Raw genomic sequence first — 21066 nt, forward strand, 5'->3', positions numbered from 1 at the left:
TAATTTTCACAAAATCACCTCTTTAAGACAAGAATATCAATACGGGTAAAACGGCACAACTTTCATATTCAATTATGCAACAATCTGGCCCTTTTCTTGAATAAACAAAAAGCTGATATTAACTGGTATTGTTCAATTAAAAATCCTCAACTGTTAGTGATCAAGGATTGTAATCATTCTTGTCCCTTGCAGTAGAGTGCCGGCGGTCATGCCGGTGCCCTACTACTTTTTGGCGAGTATTGGATTGAGAAACTTAATTCATTGGGCTTCCACGACATATGCTCCTCGGGTAAGCGTTCCAGAATGCGGCGCGTAGTGGCCAGCTCATACGTTGCGTCGCCGACAATCAGTTTTTTGACCATAAATTCCTCTCCTCCCTTATGGGATATTGTAAAAGCAATTAACGTATTCTAGCTGGTAATGTTAAATATCATAGAAAAGTCAGATCATTTTAGATCAACAATTGTTTGATTAAAGCTATCCGTTAGCTGAAAGAAAGAGCTGTGTAAACAGCTCTCGTTCTCAACAAACGTCACCTTTTGACGAAAAAATGGATTACTCTTCTCTTACCTATTTCTGATGAATCACATTATCAGAATACCAATAAAAAGCATAATCAGTCATAACTGAAGAATCACCCAATTGATGCAACATAGCTGAAATATTCCCTCTATGATAGGTTCCATGATTTACAACATGTAAGATCATTTCAGATAGACTTGTTTCTCTTGAACTTGCCCATGGATTATCCAGCATAATTCTCTTTTCTATATCCTCCTGACTTTTCAAAAAGGATTTAAACCGAGTTGATAAAGTGTGGAATTCCATTTCTAAGTCTTCAATGGGCAGTTTCTCTATCTTTTCTTGAAGTTGTAATGAAGATTGCATTGCTTCGTTCATATTCTGACCTTCGAGGATATTAAGCCATCCATAGTCCACTAAATAGATATGTGACAAAACCTTTGAAACAGAAGAAAAGACACTTTTCATTTCCTTTTGATATTTCTCAGGAGAAAGTGTCTTAAGATGATCAATAATCCGTTGATTTGCCCATACATGATAATTATATAGATTTTCTACATGATTAATCATACAATCGCCTCCTTATCATCACATTTTTTAATATTCTTTATCAGAATGAATTATTCCTTAAATATTATTACTTATCTGATGAGATCTTCAACTACATGGCCCGATTTCGGAATAATGATTCAACTTAGTTACCACCATATTAATTCCTGAAAATCCACTGTTTATTGAATGATCAAAATCTCTTATTGTGATATTAGATATTTTTCTTTGAAGATGGGACTTAATTCACTCCAAACATCAAATTTATTACCGTCTAAATCATAAAAAACAAAGTTCCTTCCAGTGTGTCCTCTATTCTCGATTTTTCCAACTTTTATTTCTTTTTTAATAAAATCACTATGGATTGATTCAAGTGCATTTAAACCATTAGCTTCAAATGTTAAAGAGAAGCACTCTTCATCACAAAAATCGTAAAAATTTAAGCTTTGATTTTCTTGAGATTTAACAAGAAAAAAACTTTGGTTTGCAAAGTTAAGAATAGCCTTGTCTTCGTCTTTATAGCTTAACTCTGCACCTAATTTGTTTACATACCATTTTGAAGAAAGTTCTACATTGGTAACAGGAATATAAATAGTTCCAACCCTTTAATATAAATATCCTATTAGGGGTAGCGTCACATGTCCATCAACTTAAGAGTGTATACAAACTGAACTTTAAAAACCTTTTTAAGAAAAACTTAAGAAATTTACCTCTATATTCATAAGAAGTTTTTTCTATACTGAAAAACGTAAATACGTAAAAGGAGAAACAATCATGAAGAAATTTGTATTTTACATAATAGGAATAAGTCTCCCTATATACTTACTACCTTTCATGTTACGCGGGGATTTGGACAGATTTAATCCGATTGCTGAAGAAAAAAATGTATACGCCATTGCGAAGGGATATAGCGTTCCGGATTATTATCATAAAGGAAGAGCTATGTACTCACTAAAAGGTGTTGATGAATTAAGGAATAAGAAAGAATATACAGTAGGAACTAACACTCCTAATGATTTTATAAGAAAAACTTACTTGAAAATTCATGTAAAAGGCAAGTATGTCTATTCTTACGACGTTATTTCTGAAACGGGCATTCCGGAGAAAATAAGAAAACAATTGGAAATAGCAGATAAATAAAAGAGCCTACTCTTATGAGTTGGCTCTTTCGTTTCTTATTTTATAAAACTTCAATAGTTACGTACATTGAAAAACAGATAGATTTTACTTTTGTAACCCATTAATAATTGTATCTGTATTCCATTTCATCATTTTCAAATAAGTATCTCCATCCTCACCTGATTTACCTAGTGAGCCTGTAAAAATTGTACCTGCAATCGGTACGTTTGTTTCTTTTGAAACAGTTTCCATACTACGTCGATCTTCACTTGTTACATCAATTCCAACGAATGGTTCATCTAAAAAGAATATCTCCGCCTTTTGCGCTAACGCTCTCGCTAAAAAAACACGTTGTTGTCCGCCTGAAAGCTCACCAATTTGACGATTTTTAAACTCCTCCATTCCAACTTTTTTTAAACATTCAAATGCCCAATCCCGATGCTCTTTCTTTGGTCTTTTCATCATACCTAAAGATGGATACGTTCCGATTAGTACCACATCTAAAACTGTAATAGGAAAATCCCAATCTATATCACTTCTTTGTGGTACATACGCAATACATTTTCTAACGCTCCGAATATCTTCTCCAAGAATCCGAATATATCCCTTATCATTTGGGATTAAATCTAAAATAGCTTTCATTAAAGTAGATTTCCCCGCTCCGTTTGGACCAATAATTCCAACGAGTTTTCCCTTTTCAATCTCAAAGGAAACATTTTGGACCACTTGATTCCCTTGGTATGATACAAATAAATCTTTAACAATTATAGCCTCAGCCGTTTTTTTATGCATCTCCCCTTCTTTTTTTTGTCAGTGTAATTATTTTGCGCACAGGCAACTTCTAGGCAAAAAAATATAACATGAATTTACATCCACACCTAAGTTTCCTTAAGGAAACTTTTTTATACGAGTCAAATTATATAAGCTATATGCAAATTTCCAAATTATTTTTTACTAATTTATGAATATACAATGAAAATAATTATCACTATTAAACAAAATATATTATTCATTCTATGATTTTCTGAAAAGGATATTACTACAAAAAATTAACAATATAATATATAAACGAAAGAGCCAACTCGTACGAGTTGGCTCTTTCTCTACTTAACAATGAAGACAATCTTTCTCCCCTACTTGATAAACTTTCAGATGTTCCTGTTCCTCTAAGCGCCTCGCATTATATCCTTCTAGAGATGCCCTAGCGACACTCGAACATACTTTATACGACTGTATTCCTTCTATTTGAGAATATCATTAGGCTAATCATTCAATACAGTCTACAAGCACCTATGATTACATCAATAAAAAAGAATTCAAATTAACTCCAAACAACACCTCGCCTCTCGTATTCCATTCTATATTCAACGGCGGCTGCGATTTTGGAGCTTGCGAATCTTTCCGTAATCCAAAGTCCCAAATCAAGTCCTGAAGTAACTCCTCTTGCAGTGATAATATTGCCTTGATCTACAATTCTATAACGAAGATGCTCTGCCCCGTATTCACTGATTTCATTCTGCGCCAAATGATGCATCGTCGCCTTTCGACCATTCAATATACCAGAGGCAGCTAGCAGCATACCTCCTGTACAAACTCCAGCAACGATCGTTCCTGCGTTGTGCATCTCTTGAATCATTTCGGTCAGGGTTCCAAGCTCTGCTTGCTTTCGTGCCCCATGTTCAGCTTTATGATTCCAACCACCACCAGGCACAATTAACAAATCTGGGCGATTATCCATTCGTAAAAAATCATTTACTTTAACCGTAACTCCAAACGAAGTAGTAACTTCTAGTTTTGGTTCACTCGATACTAGTTCAACCGTAAATGGAGCCCCTTCTTCTATTGCTCTTTTGAGTACCTCAAACGGTGCGAAAGAGACAAGCTCTCCAAAACCGCCAAACAATACAATTTGTATTTTCATTTTTAGAACACCTCACATACTTTCTTTTGTGAATCGTAGACATATAAAATGATTCGGTGGTTATGTAATTCATTTACAAAATCCTCATCTAATAGAAAATACCCTGTATAGCTAAACAAATAAATCCCGGATTAGGAGAAAAAATGTTATCTACAAATTAACAATGAAGACAATCTTTCTCCTCTTATTTTATAAACTTTCAAATGTTCCTCTAATTCTCTCACATCACCTAATAAGCTCATCGTCTTTTTAACAAAGTTCCAATTTAAACTACCAGATAACCACAAAAGTGAAGAAAGTCTTTTATAATCATTTGAAGTTAAAATATTATTAGCTTTATATCCTTCTAAAAATGCCCTAGCAACACTCGAACATACTTCATGTGACTCTATTCCTTCTGTTCGAGAATACCATTTTATTAAAAAGGCTAGTCCTTCAATGCGATCGACATAACTAATGGATTCAAAATCTACAATTCCTTGTACACATTGACTTGAGTCCCATATGACATTTAAAGGGTTTAAATCTGTTTGTACGATAAACTCTAAGTCACTCGTATTTGCGCACTCTATATGATATTTAGCAAGATCTATATACTCCCGCAATTCCTTACATGCGCTTCTCTTATTTTCTAACATATTAATAAACTCAATATACCCATCCAAATGAGATTTCTTTTGAAAAATCGAGCTTGGAAATGTACTAGAAATATCATGGATCTTTCTTGCTTCCTTTCCGAAGGCTTTTGCGATATCTTCTGTACAATGTGTAATATGTGCTCCTTCAATCCAATTAGCCAATACAAATCGGTACTGTTCATCATTCCAAGTGACAAACGTAAATGACTCTCCCGCCCTATTCTTGTTAATTCGCATAAAAGGAATCCCATGCTCATTTAAATAATACGTAAACCGTACTTGCTCTATCAGTTGTTCATTTGATAACGCTCCAAAAGCTGGATTAATTATTCGCTTGCTATTAATAAACCGTGCCGAATACCGCTTTCCATTCACCATAATTTTATAGTGTAAATCCGTATTCCAGCTATTATTATGTAATTCTTCTTCCACTACTAATGAATGGATTTCTTTAAAATAATTCATTAATACATCTTTTATTATGTGTTTCACCCTATTCTCCTTTCATACAAAAATGAGAGAACCGTCATTCTTTCTATACTCTAACTTGTTTAGTATCATTTTTAGGAACTTCAAGAGCGTAATTCTATCGTATTCCTTCATGATAATACTAGTCTACTAATCTCTTTAGTTGTTCTATGTTTTCTGAAGTTTTTTTCTGACAATCTATCCACAGTAATTATTATGTCACAAACAAAAAAGCCGCATTTGCGGCTCATGAACTTATAGTACTAACACATGCCTTAGTTAAAAGACTTACCGTTTAATCGCATCAACAATTAGCGATGGAAAACCAAGTTTATCGCCTCGATTTCTAGAATCATATCTTTTTGAACGGAAGATAACACCATCGTTCGCATCCCATTCGTTATAATAAAATTGTCCATTTTCATCACAATACTCAAGTAAAACTACTTCAAATCCAGCAGTTTCAAACATTTTCGTTACTGTTTTATAATTATGAACAATTTTATGACTTGCAGCCGGATGGTCTTTCGGTCCAGGTCCGCCTACTTGAACTATATTTTGGTATGTTTCATCTTGGAAAAATGCATCAGGGACGCCGCACCGAATATGACCTGATGGTTTTAAAAATTTATAACAAATTTCAGCTGCTTTTACACCTTCTTCAAAAGTAAGATGCTCCCATACATGCTCTGCCAAAATAGCTGAAATAGAATTATGTTCAAATCTTTCTTCCCATGTAGTTTCAACCAATAAGTTAAGTTCTTCTTCTTTAGTTTGAATCCAACCCGGATTATTGTTAAATACTCCAGCTCCAACTACTACCTTAATTTCGTCTTGTTTTATTACCATCACTTTCACCTCATAAGAATTTCAACTCATTAATCTTTTCTTTGTTTACTATAAATTTTCCTTCTTCAACTAAACTACCAGTTCGTTCAATTACAGCTTTGATTTCTAATTGACCTTATTCATTTACTAAACTATTACACCTATAAAAATCATTCTTACTTAATTCAAAAATCATGTGTTACACTTCCTTCTTTAAACAGTTTTATTCTAACTTTACTTATTTATCAGAATATTACCCATTCTTTTTTGGTAGTAGATTTAAATCCATGTACTAAGTAAATGGATATGTAATGAAATATATAGTAAAAAAAGAGCCGATCTCCTATATAACAATGAGATTGGCTCTTCCCTTTATTTATTCACCTGTTGCAGAAAATCGTTTCATACGTTCACCGATTTCATCGCGAACACGTTGAAATTCAGACCACTCTTTTCCTGCTGGATCATCAAATCCCCAGTGAACACGATTCACATGTGGAGGGGTAGATGGACAAACAGAATCCGCATGACTACAAAGGGTAACGACTAAATCAGCGTTATTTAAAATGTTTAGATCAATCATATCTGATGTTTGATTTGTTATGTCGATATTTACTTCTTCCATCGCTTTAATAGCATTTGGATTTACTCCGTGCGCTTCGATGCCTGCAGAATAGACATGCCACTTATCTTCTAAATATTTCTTCCCCCAAGCTTCTGCCATTTGGCTTCGGCATGAATTTCCTGTGCATAAAAAGTAGATTGTCTTTTTGTTTTCCATGTTGTTTTCCACCTTTGTTTTTAAATTTAGACTGGTTGGTCATTGAAATATTTACGCTTAAACCAAAAAGCGACATTTACAAGCGCAATCATTACAGGTACTTCGACTAACGGTCCGATGACGGCTGCGAATGCTGCACCTGAATGAATACCAAACACACCAACTGCTACAGCAATCGCTAACTCGAAGTTATTACTACCTGCTGTAAATGCTAATGTTGTTGTCACCGGATAATTTGCACCAATTTTTCTTCCCATAAAGAAAGAAACGAAAAACATCACGATAAAATAAATGAATAACGGGATCGCTATTCTTACTACATCTAGTGGTACGCTAACAATCATTTCTCCTTTTAAAGAGAACATGATGATAATCGTAAATAGCAATGCAATTAATGTAAGCGGACTAATCTTAGGTATAAACACCTTCTCATACCATAGTCTTCCTTTTAACTTCACGAATACAAATCGTGTCAACATACCTGCAATAAAAGGGATTCCTAAATAGATAAATACTGATTTCGCAACTTCTGCCATTGTAATACTAACGACAGCCCCTTCAATTCCTAACCATTCCGGGATTACTGTTACAAACACGTATGCATAAACCGAGAAGAACAACATTTGGAATACAGAATTAAAAGCAACTAAACCAGCTGCATATTCTTTATCACCATCTGCTAGATCGTTCCAAACAATTACCATTGCAATACAACGTGCTAACCCGATCATAATGAGTCCCACCATATATTCTGGTTTATCAGGAAGAAAAATAATTGCTAAAACAAACATAAGTACCGGACCAATAATCCAGTTTTGTATTAATGATAGAGCTAACACTTTTACATCTTTAAATACCCGGCCCATTTCCTCGTAACGAACTTTCGCTAATGGCGGATACATCATTAAAATTAAACCAACAGCAAGCGGAATAGACGTCGTTCCAACTTGTAATGTATTCAGCCCGTCTACTACACTAGGAAACACAAATCCTAAACCAATTCCAACAGCCATCGCTAGAAAAATCCATAGTGTTAAATATCGGTCTAGAAAAGATAAACGTTTCATTTTATCCCCCTTCTCCTATTAACAACAAGAATTTTTAGCTACCTCATTAGAAGTCGTGCAACAAGATGACTCTTCTATTTTGTGAACATCACTATCTGCTTTCGTATAAAAGAACTCCCACTCGTTACCATCGGGATCCGTTATCCAAAACTTATCTTGTACCGCATAGCAACAAGTAGTATCCATCTCATCACGTGCAAAAAATCCTTCCTTTTCTAACCTTTCTTTATGAAATGTGATTTCTTCAGCTGTATCCACTTGGAAACCAAAATGATTCACCTGATTTCCATTCACTTCATCTCGTACATTCAGCGTGAAATTAAGTCCTGGCGTCTCTAATAAAAATTTTGCATAATCCGTTTTCACTTTAACTGGTGATACACCAAATACCTTTTCGTAAAATTCAATAGACTTCTCTAAATTAGTAACGTTTATACCGACATGAACATATCTCATAGTTAATCCTTCTCCTTTACATGCTATTAATCAATTTTTTTTGATTAATAGCGCAAAATTTTAACAACAGCTACCTTTTCCTGTTTTTCTAAAGATACAGCATAGTTCTTCTGATAATAAATTATTTACTTCCGCATCATTTAAATCATAATAACTCCACGTACCTTTTGTTTCTTTTACAATTAAACCTGCATCTAATAAAATCTTCAAATGATAGGACAACTTAGATTGCGTCATTTCAAAAATCTCTGTTAAATCACATACACACGTCTGGCCTCGCTGGCAAAGTTCATACATAATCTCTAAACGTTTCTGATCAGCTAAAGCTTTAAACTTTTTCTCATATAACTGAAAATCTTGTGCCAACAAAATTCACTCTCCCTTCATCAAGTTTTTTTGATATTTATAGTATATACGCTGATTAATTCTTTATGCAACTAGTTAATCAAGTTTTTTTGATTAATATAAAACTCTCTTTTTCACCACAACAGAATCTAAAAGTTATTAAAAACGTCATCTTCTCTAATTTAACTTATTTAGAAAGGATAGCGTTTTTTGCTTTATAAATAGCGTAGCAATGTGACAGTACCTCCTATTGCAGTTTCATAATCATTTCTCTGTCCCTCTTATTCTCCACTATTTTTGGGGCTTGAACAGTTAAAGATATAAGCTGGTGGTACATTTCTAAGCTCCCTTTTCACATCTATTCTATTAAAAAACTGATTAAGAAAACTCTTCTTAAATTTAGTATATTGAAAAGTAATAAAATTCCCACCCTCCTTTAAAATTTCGGTAGTAGTTAATAATATTTTTTTTGAAACATTTGGGGGCAAACTAGAAAAAGGAAGACCAGAAACAATATAGTCTGCATAAGGAATACAATAGCCCTGTAAATACTCGTCGATATTTTCCGCAGACCCTAATACAATGAATACATTTTTCTCTTTTTTATATTTTTCTTTCAATAATAAATAAAACTCTTTATTATTTTCCACTAATAAAAGAATAGTATTCGAGCTTCGTTTTTCAAGCAATTTATTAGTAAATACACCCGTACCTGGCCCATATTCAACAATATATTTAGCGTCCTTAAAATTGATACTTTCCACCATTTTATCTGCAAGAAACTTTGAACTTGGAAGTACTGCACCGACGTTTCTTGGATTCGTTATATATTGAGATAAAAAAGACATAGGCTTCATATTTAATCACTCCAATAGTTTGAAATTCAAACCTAAAGAAACTAGAGTGACATCCTTAAGATTTGAATAAGCTCTCTAAAAATAGTTTGCCTTAAAGGACATACCTTATAAACACTCCCTCTCTCCCCTTTACCCTAGTTTTTTCAAACGTCAGATACAGAGAACCAGGAAAAGGTAGGTACAGAAAACCTTATATTTCTCGTTCATATTTCAAAGAAAACTTATAGGATTACCCGTAAATATACGCATACTTGCGGTCATTTCCATGAAAAATTCGTCGGTGCAACGTATTGTACGGCTAAACTTGCTACATAATTGGATTTACAATCATTATGTCCTTACATTTTCATATTTCGTACAACCTGATCGTCTTTTCATCCATAGCGCTTTTAAAGTTACTTTTCCTACTACAGCCCATTTTATATATCACAAATCGAGTCTTTTTTTAATATATGAAACAATTACATAAAAGTTACGAAGATCTACACAAATAATAATCACACAAGATCATCACTCCTAATAAAAAGAACATTTATTCTCGTTTAAGGTTTTCATGAAAATTTCAGTTGAAATATTTCTTATATAGAAAACTTATAATTTCTCCCTAAAAAAAAGAAAAAAGGAGTGGTCAAACCCACTCCTTTTAACCACCTATCCCTGATTCCTCTGCGCCTCCCTAAACTCCTCCTTCACCTTCTCTAACAGCCCTTCTTCCGTAATTAATCGATACGCTGTATTTGCTAATGTTTTTGCTGATGTAATTAATGCTTTATCTCCTAGTTCTGAACGGGCTGCTTCCCTAAATTCATTCGTATGAGCAATTAAGTCATCTGGACCGATTTTAATGTACGGGTGAATGGTCGGTATGACTTGGCTTACGTTTCCTGCGTCGGTTGAACCGATGCCAATTCTTTCTTTTCGATTTACGTCTTCACCGAGTAGTTCTAGTTCTTCCGCTACGACGTCGTTATATGTTTTTGTTACGAGTAGTTCATCGATTTCATTTTGGAATTGATGAATTTTCACTTTTGCACCAGTTGCTAATGCAGCTCCCTCTGCGATGTTTCTTACTTTTTCTGTTACTTCCACACATCTTTTTCTCGTTGCTGCACGGATGAAGAACCTTGCTGCTGCGTAATCAGGAATAATATTAGGTGCTTTTCCGCCCTCAGTAATGACACCATGAATTCTCACATCTGACGGAAGCTGTTGGCGAAGCGCATTAATACCGTTATACAGCTGAATAACCGCATCTAATGCGTTAATTCCTTCTTCTGGTGAAGCTGCGGCGTGAGCTGTTTTTCCGTAAAAATGAAAATCTAGTGGATCGACTGCTAGTGATGGACTCGTTGTCGCTGTTTTTCCGCTCGGATGAATCATAAGCGCCGCATCGATGTTTTTAAATAAACCAGCCTTTACATAACTCGATTTCGCGCTACCATTGGGACCACCTTCTTCGGCCGGAGTACCGAATACGACAACTTCTCCGCCGATTTCTTCAAGCGTTTCTGATAATGCAATCGCAGCTGCAACGCTAATTGTGCCAATTAAATTGTGACCACACGCATGACCGAGTCCCGGTAAAGCATCATACTCAGCTAAAAATGCGATAACTGGTCCTTTTTTCCCTGAACTTTTTCGCGCGATAAAACCTGTTTCATGCCCAGCTATATTATGTTGCAATTGAAACCCCGCACTTCCTAGTAATAAACTTAACGTTCTTGATGCGTAAAATTCTTGATTACCAATCTCCGGATTCGCATGAATGTCATGACTTGTTTCTATGTACTTTTCCTTATTTCTTTCTATACTCTCTTCAATTGTTTTTCTTTGTGACGTTACTCCTGTCGCTCCCATTTTTCTTCCTCCTTTTATTTTCACGTAAAAAAGCCTCTTTCTAAAAAGATAGAAAGAGGCTTTGAAATATACATTCAAAAATGAGCTTCTTTCTTATCTCTCAAGTTACCTTGCTGGAATTGGCACAGTATTCATATAGAATCCGCTGCCGAGGTATCGTAGGGCCAGTCCCTCCACCTCTCGTGATAAGAATTTTCATAAAATTATATTAAATTATTTTCATTCTAAGTTCATTCCGACTAAAAGTCAAGGAATTCCTATCCGAATTTACCGAATATCTAAAAACCCTTTTAATACACCCATTGTTTCCGGTGCTTGAAGCCTTGCACATATGTACGGAAATTCCGTACTACCTTCAAACATCATTTGAGATGTGAGCGGTGCCCCTGCCCAAAAGATTTCGTCATCGATTAATAGGAACGGGAATGCTTTATTTTGCCTTTGTAACTTTATATTTTTTAATGGAACTGGTCCATCACTATAAACTGTCACTTGTGCATTCGTACGCATTAACGCTTGCCATACTCGTTTATCTACTTGCCTTGTACTTGGAAGGGAAATGATAATTTTTCGTTTTGCCGCTAAAATATCTTTTAATAACCCTTTCGGCTCTTCAAGATTCATTTCCATAAACCAGCGTAATCGTTTCGAAATTTTCCGCTCCCACAATTGTCTTGATGTCGTGCGATCATACACATCTCCGTGACGTTCTATATGAGCTGTTAATTGTGACAACGCTTGTTTTCTCGAAAGATTTTTACGCATATAATGGCAATCTGATAATTGAATGAACTTCCCTCTCGCTCTCGTTACTGCTACATTTACGAGGCGATGGTTTTTATGATCAAAGAATAACACACCAGGTCGTTCTTGCGGATAACTATCCACCGTATCAAATATCATCATATCTCTTTCAGACCCTTGAAACTTATGAACTGTCGCCGCTAAAACTGGTATGTGTTGATATTTCGTTTTCTGCAACAGTTCTCTAATACAAGTTGATAAAAAACGGGATTGCGCTCGGTACGGTGTAACAACACCGATAGATTGAACACCGTCTAACAGTCCAATTAACATCATTTGCATCGCCACTAAACCAGACATAATATTAAAACGCGAACCTGAAGCAGCATCTTTTAAAGAAAATGCTCCCATTAAGCTCGTATCAAATAAAACACTCGCCTCATTCGCGAACGGTTGCAATCGCGCAAGTTCTTTACGCTCTGAAACAGATGGATGATCGTATACTCTATTTTTATAAATAAATGAATTTGTAAACTTCGATATATCCGTATGCATCCGTCTTTGTTCCTGCAACATAAAAAGGTTGGGATGTGCTTCTGATTTATTTACAGAATCAACAATGCCTGCATGGTAAAACATATCTTCCCCGAGCCATTTTCGAACGAGTTCATGGTTCGCCATTGCGATCGGAGGTAACTGTAAAAAGTCACCACAAACGACGATACGTTTCCCAAGTGAAGCTGCTAACGCGATTTGCGGAACATATGCCATACTTACTTCATCTACGACAACTAAATCAAATGTACGCTCATAAATAAGTGAATCAATGGCACATTTCGATAAAGTCGCACCGATTACTTTCGCATTTTCAATGTATTCTTTTTCTACTTCTTTAATTTTCGCTTTTTGCTTTCGAAGATCACTTTCAATCTCTTGTATACGCTTCTTATCAGCAGAAGTCGCTTTATATGATAAAATCTTTTCACGAAGATCTTGTCGTGTCTCTTCTAAATAGAGTCTTTCTTCTCCCCAAGATCCGTTCGTCGTTTCAACTAACTTCGACGCAAGTAACGTTTCATGATTTCGTATATGTTCATGTTGACTATAACCGTAACGAACAATTTCGCCAGGCGTCCATTTCTTTTTCTTCTCAATTTGCTTCGTTACTTCACTCATTAATACGTCCACTGCCGCATTACTATGAGCTAACACAAGTACCGATTTTCCTTTTTGATAGTGAGCCGAAATTATACGTGATAAATTGTATGACTTCCCTGTTCCCGGTGGTCCCCACACGTACGTTGTCGGATTGTAAAATGAACGATACGCCAATTCATTTTTCGTATTTTTCATTTTCTCAATATGCTTTGGACTGCTCGTTCCATCTACAAGACGTTTTATACGATTACGTTTCAGCTTATCCTTATGTGCTTCTTTCAATCGTTCTTGCAGCTGTTCTAGTAGTTGCCACGGTTCACTGTATAAAACTGCTTCTCGTATTTCACCTTGTATATAATCATTTAATTTCAGTTCTATTTCTAATCCATGTACAGATAATACTTCCCCTGTCACTTCTTCGCCATCGAACTCAATTCGAATTGGTGAACCTTCCGGTAAGCTTACTTCCGAAATAAGCTGAAATACGTATACTGTACTCTCATAATCTGTATATAAGAAACGACCGTTAATGATAGAAATTTTACTACCACCTATCGTTTTCCAATGTTTAATTTCATATGCTAATGCATAATGCCACTCTTTCATCGTTTCTGATAATGAAGGAGTTTGAGTAGTTGTATTCATCGTATAATCTCCTTCCTTCTCCCCAAACATACTTTCTCACTATACCATATAACGCTCTAAAATTTGTAAGGTTTTTATCTTGCATATTTTCTTAATTTTCAATAATATATTGTGTATAATTTTCAGAAAGAAGGAATCTACATGCCAGTTAGAAGAATCGAACACGTTGGACTTATGGTTGCAAACTTAGAAACATCTATCGCATTTTATGAAGAAGTAGTCGGCTTACAGCTCATTAAACGTATGGGGCACCCAAACCCAGACTTAAAACTCGCTTTTTTAGGTGTGGAAGAATCAAAAGAAACGATACTAGAACTAATTGAAGGCTACAACTCTTCTCTTCCGGCAGAAGGAAAAGTACATCATATTTGCTTTAAGGTAGATTCGTTAGAAGATGAAATCGAAAGGCTAAAGAAACACAAAGTAACCTTTTTACTAGGAGAAGAAATTGAAACATTACCAGATGGAACACGTTACATATTTTTCGCTGGTCCTGATGGAGAATGGATTGAGTTTTTTGAGACGGAGAGATAAACAGAGCCGGGATTCCGGCTTCTTTTCTATTACAAGTATGAATTAACGTCTATTCCAGTTCCTTACACAATAAAAATTAGAACTCCACTCAGTTTTAGCAATAAGCATTGAGTTAGGGGGGAAAATGATGAACACTGTTTTTATTCTTGTTTTTTGGGTACTTATACTATTTCCCATGCTTTATATAATCCTGATAAAGAAGTGGAATATAAAAGTAGCTGCCGTATTTGTTGCAAGAATCCTATTAAGTATTATCTTTTTCATAAATGGAATGGTTTTAGGACTGCAACGCAATTGGATAGATCCTCCCTATGAAACAGAGTGGGATTTCTTTATAAAGTCTTTGCTAAACGGGAAAGCTGAAGCACTTTTACACTTGTTACTTCTAATTATTCTTGTCATATTCGACTTAATAATCTTATTTTATTATAGAAATAAAAAGAAATAGAGTGTTTCCCCTGTTTCTTTTCTTACTGAGGTATCGCCACATACCTATCAAGCTAAGCGTTCAAAATATCCCCCAAATGTAAATTCTATCTCTTCATAATTGTTCTTGAAAATTCCACCTCCACATAGTCATTTTTCAAGGATGATGGAGCATTATAGATTCTTTATCTTAATGTCTCATAAAAAATGTTTTAGACTACAGAAAAATAATTATAGTGTAAAAAGATATTTTCTGTGTAGTGTAAAACATTTAAAAATCCTCCCAGGAAACCTGAAAGGATTTTTTTCTTTACATAAGTGGGATTATTGGATTATTAATTGTTACTTATTTTTTTGAAATGGATTGGTGTTCCTTTTTCTGATGAAATGACCCCTTGCTCAGTCTGTGACTTTTCTATGATTTCTTGCTGTTCTCTTGTTATAACAACATAGGGGTCTCCATTAATACCTTCAGGTGGCCTTGATTTTATCTCAAACTGATACTGTCCATTGGCAGCTAATACCTCTCCATTATTATAATTGATAATAATATCATCAATTGGATATTTATTAATTTTATACGTTGCAGATTTTCCAATTCTTTGTTCTTTTGTAATTTGTTTTGATTCTTCTGCATGTGCGTTTAGTAAAGTTAGTACTGAAATAGCAGCTATTGTAACAAATCCAATTGCAGACCAACGATAAGATTTCTTTTGGAATTTTTTAATCATAAGAATTCTCCGTTTCAACGTTTTTTTATTTCTACTTAAGTTCGCTAAGCTGGGCGCTTGATAATAACCTGAATAGTGTTCTAAAAGGCTAATAATGGTATGACCATATGCAAGTTGTTCCTTTGAATCTATATATATAAGAGCAAATGCATCACACGCTAGTTCCTGGTCTTCCCGCATGCATGAGTAGGCATACCAAAGAATTGGGTTAAACCAATTTAGAATCAATAAGCCATGCATAATCCAATTCACACCAACATCTCTTCGCTTGATGTGAGCCAACTCATGATGAAAAATGTACCGTAACTGTTGCTCATCTAGTACTTTCATATGTACACTTGACAATAACACTTTTGGTTGAATGAATCCGAACACAGTTGGACTTGAAATCTTCCCGGCTAACAATAGTGGGATATCCTGCTGAACGGACATAGACTTTTTACAGTCCTCAAAGATTTCGACAACCCTTTGATCTATAATAACAGGTTGTTTTTTTATATAGATTAATAAACGTCTATTCATAATGAGAGTAGCTAAGCTCAGTATTACAACTCCAGCAAACCAAATATATAAAATGATCGTATAAATTGAAAACCCCTTATCATTTTGCTTTTCATTATTCTGTGCTTGTTTCTTATTTTCCTCAGCTATTTGTGATGAACCAGGTGCATAAGTATTTTCTTTTGTGGTGACCTTTGTATCGTCTATATCTGTCTTTGCTTGTATATGTTCTTTTGAAGGAGAAACAGTTATAGAATCTTGATGAAAGCTAACTAAAGTTCCCGTACTGTAAGAAAGGATAGAATAGATACTATAGGAACTATTCGGTGACCATGGCAATAAAAGCCTTACAATCAATATCAACCATAGCATGTACTGCCAGCGTGGGGTCAGCTTGTTTCTTAGCAGGATTTTGACACATAAGATTAAACCAACTACTATACTTGCCATAATAGATGTTTCTATTACCCAATCAAAAAATCGAGGTAGATAGACATTTACAAACATATCTATCATTACTACTTATCCTTCCTTTGATTTTCCTCAGTCTTCTCATCCAGAATGCGTTTGAGTTCATTAATATCTTCTGAAGAAAGTTTTTCTTCTTTTAAGAAATTCACAAGTAAAGGCTTAAATGCTGCACCATAGAAGCGTTTGAGAAGCGATTTTGTTTCTACATGTAAATAACTATCTTGTGACACTAAAGGATAATAGGCATACATACGCCCTTTATCCTGATGGTAAGAAACAGCTTCTTTTTGGACTAATCGATTAATTAGCGTTCGAATCGTTTTCGGTTTCCAGTCCATCATTACCTCTAGCGCTTCAATCACTTCATTTGCCGTTTGAGGAGATTTTGACCAAAGAACTTTCATAATTTCCAATTCAGCTTCCGATATTTTAGGCAATTCTTTCATTATTTAAAATCCCACCCTCTTATATTACATTTGTAATCTACAAACAAATATTACAAGCGTAATCCTGGAATGTCAATCTATTTTTTGAATAATCAATGCACAGGTGATATTCAGAAAACAACAGAGATAAGCTATTCTTTCTGTAGAATCATAGAAAGGATGGCGATGGTGTATTTGCTCTATTTGTCCCATATCAATGCGAGAGAGACAACATTATTTATTATTCGCCAAAACAGTGACAAAAACGGACCTGTTATCAGGTCTTTTCTTGCATTTTCTCTGTTATACTCCTTTAAAAACAGCTTAAGTCATACAACCTTCGTTATTCCTAGTTACTAAATATTAGTTATGTTCATAATTTTGTAACATGTATAGATGGGTATATGTATTATAATCAACTTAGCAAATTACAAATAAATTTGCATTTCCTGTGCCCCTTACCTCCCAGTAAGGGGCGTACCCTTTTATAAATAACTATTTCAGTACAATTTTTTTCACAGTACTTTCACGTCAATTTCACAAATTTAAGAACTCTCATACGTTACAGGTATTATATACCGATACACGAACCCCTATCTATATAGGGATATTTTTTTGCGAGATTCCCCTCACCATCAATTTAAGAATTTAAAAAAGAAGGGAATTACCCCCCCTCCTTTTTACTCTTGCTCCGACTGTCGGAATTATTTAATATACCCACGATTCAGTTCCGTTAATTTTTCATTGATGCTAAAAATTCTTACTCTAATATCTTTAACACCAGATGCTTGAAGTCTGTTCTTGTGCATTTCCGCGTATTTTTCAGCATCTTGTTTTTCTTCAAATACATAGATGCCTCCAGCTTCTTTTGTTTCTTGATTCTCTGTCCATATTTTCCAACGAAATCCTTCTTCTTCATTAATACTTTTTGCTAAATCCCAAAATGCTTTTTCCATTTCTTCGCCATAAGGACCTTCAAACGGAAAATCAACTTGTAATAGATATGCCATTTTCACTCACCCTTATTTTCGATATTGTCCAACGTGGATTTCACTGGAAGTTTCTTTGATTTGATAGCTCCCAGATAAAAGCTTCCTTGTCTAACTAATCAGCAAAAAAACTTGTAGGAATCATTATCTAGAGTTTTATTTTGCTCTACCGATTTATCCTCTCGATAGCTTCCGCGCTTGTATCTACACGTTTAACGAAAAAAACTAATAGTAGTGCAACAACATTCATGCCAAGCGCTACATAGAATGAATATTGAATTCCGGATAATAAAGCCTTCTGAGTTAATATTGCCTTCGTAGCTTCTGTGAAGGTTGTTGGATCTACATCAGCCATTAGACTTTCAGCTTTTGTTTTTGTTACAGAATTCATAATTGTAACAAGAATAGCAGTACCAATCGAACCGGACACTTGTTGAGCTGTATTATTAACAGCTGTACCGTGCGGATTTAAGCGAGTTGGCAATTGATTAAGGCCATTTGTCATAAGCGGCATCATCACCATCGCCATCCCAAACATCCGCAGTGTGTAAATAAGAATAATATGTGTGTGACTAGAGCCGATTTGCAGGTTTGCCAGCATATAAGTTGAAACAGCTGTAATGGAAAGTCCTACTATACCAAGAATCCGAGGGCCATATTTATCAAATAGTTTACCTGTAATTGGTGACATAACTCCCATTATTATCGCACCTGGAAGCATCATCAGCCCAGAGCTCAGCGGCGAAATACCGCGGACGTTTTGTACATAAGCTGGTGTTAAAATCATACCCGAAAACATGGCCACTGCGTTGACAATTGCAATTACAGACGCAAGTGCAAACATTGGGTACTTGTAAACACGTAAATCCAATAACGGCTCATTCATTTTTAATTGACGGATAATGAAAGTAATTAGGGCAATAGCGCCTATGATTAAGGTTGTTAAGACAACTTTATTCGTCCAACCACCTGAGCTTGCAGAACTGAATCCATATAACAAACCGCCAAAACCGACAGAAGATAATAGTAATGAGAGATAATCAAGTTTTGCATTTTTGTTTTGTTTCATGACATTCTCCGATTTCCAAATCCCTAACAGTAAGCTAATGATTGCTAACGGTAAAATCATTTCAAAAAGCAAACGCCAGTCATAATACTCTACAATATAACCCGATAGTGTCGGTCCAATTGCTGGAGCTGTAATCATAACTAATCCAAAAATCCCCATTGCTGTTCCCCTTTTTTCTCTTGGAAAGCTTACTAGCATAATATTCATTAACAAAGGCCCCATGACTGAAGAACCTGCTGCTTGAACCATCCGGCCAGTAAGTAATAAACTAAAGTTCGGTGCTAAAGCCGCTAAGGCCGTACCAAGAATAAAAATCACCATAGATGTAATAAATAAGCTCCTATTGGAGAAGCGGGTTATTAAAAATGCTGATGCCGGAATTAATATACCACTTACAAGCATATACCCTGTAGAAAGCCACTGGATCGTTGAATAATCTTTAATGTCTAAATCCTTCATTATTGATGGCAAGGCTACATTTAAAAGCGAGTTATTTAGAAATGAAACAAATGCCCCAATAAAAAGTATTACAAGCATTAAATATGGTGGTTTTCTTTTATGTAATGTTTCACTCATATATTCATTTGCCCCTTCATTATAAATTCCATTGGTTAGTTTAAATCGTTTGCATATCTGCACAAGAATACATTGTCCTTGCAGTATTTTGCCAAACTCTTCGAATGGATATTCTCTTTTTCGCAATTCTACTTGCTCAACATAACATTTTAAAATCTTTTTTATTGATTAAACCTTTATAAACATTTAAATAAGATTTTGAATGAATATTTAAACACGTTTGTTAACCGAAATAAAATTAGGCTGAAATAAACAAAAGGAGCAACTGAACATACCCTTCTAAAATAAAGTGAAACTTTAATCAGTGGGACTTTTACAGGCAGCCCAACCCCCATCTAGCTGCTTTGCTTTCGCTGAATTTTGAGGTGGAGGTGTCTTACTGCCCACAAATAGCGGGATAAATCAACAAGACCACACACCCATTTCTTTAAATACGGGCTTGTAAATCTAGTTATGTAACCATCCATAAAAAGGAATATTACATAGGCTAAGTCTAACATTACATTTTTAAAGTGAGGGGAATAAGCTTATGCACCAATATTGGTATTTGAATTCAAAGGGAAACGGGGAGCAATATAATAACCAAATTTCAATGTCATCATTATATTCACAGCCCCAAATAACTAAAGCTGAGGGAATGAATCGTCTGAAGGTTCCTGAGAATTGGAGTTGTCGAGTCTATCCATTTGGTTGGGATTCACCAGCCAATTATACGGGTTTCAATCCCCATCCCCCTCCCTTCTCTTGGAGTCAGCCAATCCATTATGTAGGGATGATGCCCCAAGGAAATCCTGCTAATTGGACTCCATTACCAGGCCATGCAGGTTTTAATTTTCAAAAACCTCCCTTCCCTTGGGCCCAACCATTCAATCATACAGGGATGTTCGCACAAGGTCATCTTCCCGCTTTACTATCGCCGCCAGCCAAGCTTTTTAATTTTAATACCAATAACTGGGGTGTTTTTGGAAACCCTCCAGGTTGGGGAGGACAGGTAAGTCCCATGGGATGGGGGAATAACGGAGGTAACGGTCAGCCAGGAATGCTTGGAAACTTACTTACAGTAGGAAAAGGCACCATGAATGGAATAGGAATGATTAGTAGTCTAATCGGTATGGGGAAGTTCTTCTTTTAGTTAATTAGAACGGGAGGATAGGTCCATAGCCCAGACTTAAAAACCATTTCCTTTTCCATTGATTTAATTTTCTCAAACATGCCCCCTCAATGTATTTATTGTATGGTTCCAATACTCCCTCCAAGTTCGTTTCCTCGTCTTTCAAATAATAAAACATCTATTACCTTGTATCTGATAACTTGATGGGCATGTGGTAGCACCACATGCCCATCAAGTTATACAAGTAATTTACTAGATATGATACGATCCTTAGTTCA

The 21066-nt window shown here is 35.3% G+C and carries 19 protein-coding genes, 5 pseudogenes and 1 riboswitch; of the genes and pseudogenes, 4 read left to right on the forward strand and 20 right to left on the reverse strand.

Features of this window, described 5'->3' with window-relative positions; all coding sequences use genetic code 11:
• Positions 1 to 242: 242 nt before the first annotated feature.
• The 3 genes and pseudogenes from FT637_RS29935 to FT637_RS18910 all read right to left on the reverse strand — a co-directional run.
• Positions 243 to 362: pseudogene (locus FT637_RS29935) on the reverse strand (DinB family protein); the annotation flags it as partial.
• Positions 363 to 570: 208 nt separating this feature from the next.
• On the reverse strand, positions 571 to 1092 hold the full coding sequence (locus FT637_RS18905) for a DinB family protein (RefSeq protein WP_193647614.1): 522 nt from the start codon (positions 1090 to 1092) through the stop codon (positions 571 to 573).
• Positions 1093 to 1274: 182 nt separating this feature from the next.
• Positions 1275 to 1664: a VOC family protein gene (locus FT637_RS18910; RefSeq protein WP_193647776.1), complete on the reverse strand. Its 390-nt coding sequence runs from the start codon at positions 1662 to 1664 to the stop codon at positions 1275 to 1277.
• Between the two features lie 181 nt (positions 1665 to 1845).
• Between FT637_RS18910 and FT637_RS18915 the strand changes: the two genes are divergently transcribed.
• Complete coding sequence (locus FT637_RS18915) at positions 1846 to 2211, forward strand: YxeA family protein (protein WP_193647615.1); 366 nt, start codon at positions 1846 to 1848, stop codon at positions 2209 to 2211.
• 84 nt (positions 2212 to 2295) lie between these two features.
• Here the strand turns inward: FT637_RS18915 and FT637_RS30475 are convergent.
• The 13 genes and pseudogenes from FT637_RS30475 to FT637_RS18975 all read right to left on the reverse strand — a co-directional run.
• Positions 2296 to 2463 (reverse strand): annotated as a pseudogene (locus FT637_RS30475) (metal ABC transporter solute-binding protein, Zn/Mn family); the annotation flags it as partial.
• A pseudogene (locus tag FT637_RS18925) lies at positions 2452 to 2982 on the reverse strand (metal ABC transporter ATP-binding protein); the annotation flags it as partial. The pseudogenes FT637_RS18925 and FT637_RS30475, both read right to left, overlap by 12 nt.
• A gap of 247 nt (positions 2983 to 3229) precedes the next feature.
• Positions 3230 to 3444: pseudogene (locus FT637_RS29940) on the reverse strand (hypothetical protein); the annotation flags it as partial.
• A 67-nt stretch (positions 3445 to 3511) separates the two neighbouring features.
• Complete coding sequence (locus FT637_RS18930; RefSeq protein ID WP_193647616.1) at positions 3512 to 4111, reverse strand: DJ-1/PfpI family protein; 600 nt, start codon at positions 4109 to 4111, stop codon at positions 3512 to 3514.
• A gap of 146 nt (positions 4112 to 4257) precedes the next feature.
• Positions 4258 to 5241, reverse strand: a complete 984-nt coding sequence (locus FT637_RS18935; protein ID WP_193647617.1) for a phosphotransferase enzyme family protein — start codon at positions 5239 to 5241, stop codon at positions 4258 to 4260.
• Between the two features lie 264 nt (positions 5242 to 5505).
• Positions 5506 to 6066, reverse strand: coding sequence for a class I SAM-dependent methyltransferase (locus FT637_RS18940; protein WP_193647618.1), 561 nt, complete (start codon positions 6064 to 6066; stop codon positions 5506 to 5508).
• 355 nt (positions 6067 to 6421) lie between these two features.
• Complete coding sequence (arsC, locus tag FT637_RS18945) at positions 6422 to 6826, reverse strand: arsenate reductase (thioredoxin) (RefSeq protein ID WP_193647619.1); 405 nt, start codon at positions 6824 to 6826, stop codon at positions 6422 to 6424.
• Between the two features lie 26 nt (positions 6827 to 6852).
• Positions 6853 to 7893 carry an ACR3 family arsenite efflux transporter gene (gene arsB, locus FT637_RS18950; RefSeq protein ID WP_193647620.1) on the reverse strand — a complete coding sequence of 347 codons (1041 nt, stop codon included), beginning with the start codon at positions 7891 to 7893 and terminating at the stop codon, positions 6853 to 6855.
• Between the two features lie 18 nt (positions 7894 to 7911).
• Complete coding sequence (locus tag FT637_RS18955) at positions 7912 to 8349, reverse strand: ArsI/CadI family heavy metal resistance metalloenzyme (protein ID WP_193647621.1); 438 nt, start codon at positions 8347 to 8349, stop codon at positions 7912 to 7914.
• A 60-nt stretch (positions 8350 to 8409) separates the two neighbouring features.
• A complete protein-coding gene (gene arsR, locus FT637_RS18960; RefSeq protein ID WP_000046014.1) occupies positions 8410 to 8715 on the reverse strand; it encodes an arsenical resistance operon transcriptional regulator ArsR in 306 nt (101 codons plus the stop codon).
• A 260-nt stretch (positions 8716 to 8975) separates the two neighbouring features.
• A complete protein-coding gene (locus FT637_RS18965) occupies positions 8976 to 9551 on the reverse strand; it encodes a class I SAM-dependent methyltransferase (RefSeq protein ID WP_193647622.1) in 576 nt (191 codons plus the stop codon).
• 651 nt (positions 9552 to 10202) lie between these two features.
• Entirely contained in the window at positions 10203 to 11408 is a 1206-nt protein-coding gene (locus FT637_RS18970; protein ID WP_193647623.1) for a M20 family metallopeptidase, read from the reverse strand.
• Between the two features lie 90 nt (positions 11409 to 11498).
• Positions 11499 to 11600: riboswitch (SAM riboswitch) on the reverse strand.
• 75 nt (positions 11601 to 11675) lie between these two features.
• Positions 11676 to 13985: an AAA domain-containing protein gene (locus FT637_RS18975; RefSeq protein ID WP_193647624.1), complete on the reverse strand. Its 2310-nt coding sequence runs from the start codon at positions 13983 to 13985 to the stop codon at positions 11676 to 11678.
• 111 nt (positions 13986 to 14096) lie between these two features.
• Here FT637_RS18975 and FT637_RS18980 point away from each other — a divergent pair, with 111 nt between their 5' ends.
• Together FT637_RS18980 and FT637_RS18985 are read left to right on the forward strand one after the other, a co-directional pair.
• Positions 14097 to 14489 (forward strand): VOC family protein, encoded by a 393-nt coding sequence (locus FT637_RS18980; protein ID WP_193647625.1) that lies wholly within the window; start codon positions 14097 to 14099, stop codon positions 14487 to 14489.
• A gap of 124 nt (positions 14490 to 14613) precedes the next feature.
• Positions 14614 to 14937 (forward strand): hypothetical protein, encoded by a 324-nt coding sequence (locus FT637_RS18985; protein WP_193647626.1) that lies wholly within the window; start codon positions 14614 to 14616, stop codon positions 14935 to 14937.
• Between the two features lie 609 nt (positions 14938 to 15546).
• On the opposite strand, the pseudogene FT637_RS18990 reads toward FT637_RS18985, so the two are convergent.
• From FT637_RS18990 to FT637_RS19005, 4 genes and pseudogenes are all read right to left on the reverse strand, one after another.
• A pseudogene (locus tag FT637_RS18990) lies at positions 15547 to 16663 on the reverse strand (M56 family metallopeptidase); the annotation flags it as partial.
• Positions 16664 to 16665: 2 nt separating this feature from the next.
• A complete protein-coding gene (locus FT637_RS18995) occupies positions 16666 to 17067 on the reverse strand; it encodes a BlaI/MecI/CopY family transcriptional regulator (RefSeq protein WP_413773236.1) in 402 nt (133 codons plus the stop codon).
• 680 nt (positions 17068 to 17747) lie between these two features.
• Positions 17748 to 18053, reverse strand: a complete 306-nt coding sequence (locus FT637_RS19000) for a monooxygenase (RefSeq protein WP_193647629.1) — start codon at positions 18051 to 18053, stop codon at positions 17748 to 17750.
• Between the two features lie 145 nt (positions 18054 to 18198).
• Positions 18199 to 19677, reverse strand: coding sequence for a DHA2 family efflux MFS transporter permease subunit (locus FT637_RS19005; RefSeq protein WP_193647777.1), 1479 nt, complete (start codon positions 19675 to 19677; stop codon positions 18199 to 18201).
• Positions 19678 to 20206: 529 nt separating this feature from the next.
• Between FT637_RS19005 and FT637_RS19015 the strand changes: the two genes are divergently transcribed.
• Positions 20207 to 20809 carry a hypothetical protein gene (locus tag FT637_RS19015; protein ID WP_193647630.1) on the forward strand — a complete coding sequence of 201 codons (603 nt, stop codon included), beginning with the start codon at positions 20207 to 20209 and terminating at the stop codon, positions 20807 to 20809.
• The last annotated feature ends 257 nt before the right edge of the window (positions 20810 to 21066 follow it).

Source organism: Bacillus cereus (genome assembly GCF_015071065.1).
GTDB lineage: Bacteria > Bacillota > Bacilli > Bacillales > Bacillaceae_G > Bacillus_A > Bacillus_A cereus_BA.

Excerpts from the sequence above, each read along its gene's own strand:
- FT637_RS18905 (WP_193647614.1), bottom strand. The coding sequence starts at position 1,092 with ATGATTAATCATGTAGAAAATCTATATAATTATCATGTATGGGCAAAT.
- FT637_RS18915 (WP_193647615.1), top strand. The coding sequence starts at position 1,846 with ATGAAGAAATTTGTATTTTACATAATAGGAATAAGTCTCCCTATATAC.
- FT637_RS18930 (WP_193647616.1), bottom strand. The coding sequence starts at position 4,111 with ATGAAAATACAAATTGTATTGTTTGGCGGTTTTGGAGAGCTTGTCTCT.
- FT637_RS18940 (WP_193647618.1), bottom strand. The coding sequence starts at position 6,066 with ATGGTAATAAAACAAGACGAAATTAAGGTAGTAGTTGGAGCTGGAGTA.
- arsC (WP_193647619.1), bottom strand. The coding sequence starts at position 6,826 with ATGGAAAACAAAAAGACAATCTACTTTTTATGCACAGGAAATTCATGC.
- arsB (WP_193647620.1), bottom strand. The coding sequence starts at position 7,893 with ATGAAACGTTTATCTTTTCTAGACCGATATTTAACACTATGGATTTTT.
- FT637_RS18955 (WP_193647621.1), bottom strand. The coding sequence starts at position 8,349 with ATGAGATATGTTCATGTCGGTATAAACGTTACTAATTTAGAGAAGTCT.
- FT637_RS18965 (WP_193647622.1), bottom strand. The coding sequence starts at position 9,551 with ATGAAGCCTATGTCTTTTTTATCTCAATATATAACGAATCCAAGAAAC.
- FT637_RS18970 (WP_193647623.1), bottom strand. The coding sequence starts at position 11,408 with ATGGGAGCGACAGGAGTAACGTCACAAAGAAAAACAATTGAAGAGAGT.
- FT637_RS18975 (WP_193647624.1), bottom strand. The coding sequence starts at position 13,985 with ATGTTTGGGGAGAAGGAAGGAGATTATACGATGAATACAACTACTCAA.
- FT637_RS18980 (WP_193647625.1), top strand. The coding sequence starts at position 14,097 with ATGCCAGTTAGAAGAATCGAACACGTTGGACTTATGGTTGCAAACTTA.
- FT637_RS18985 (WP_193647626.1), top strand. The coding sequence starts at position 14,614 with ATGATGAACACTGTTTTTATTCTTGTTTTTTGGGTACTTATACTATTT.
- FT637_RS19000 (WP_193647629.1), bottom strand. The coding sequence starts at position 18,053 with ATGGCATATCTATTACAAGTTGATTTTCCGTTTGAAGGTCCTTATGGC.
- FT637_RS19005 (WP_193647777.1), bottom strand. The coding sequence starts at position 19,677 with ATGAGTGAAACATTACATAAAAGAAAACCACCATATTTAATGCTTGTA.
- FT637_RS19015 (WP_193647630.1), top strand. The coding sequence starts at position 20,207 with ATGCACCAATATTGGTATTTGAATTCAAAGGGAAACGGGGAGCAATAT.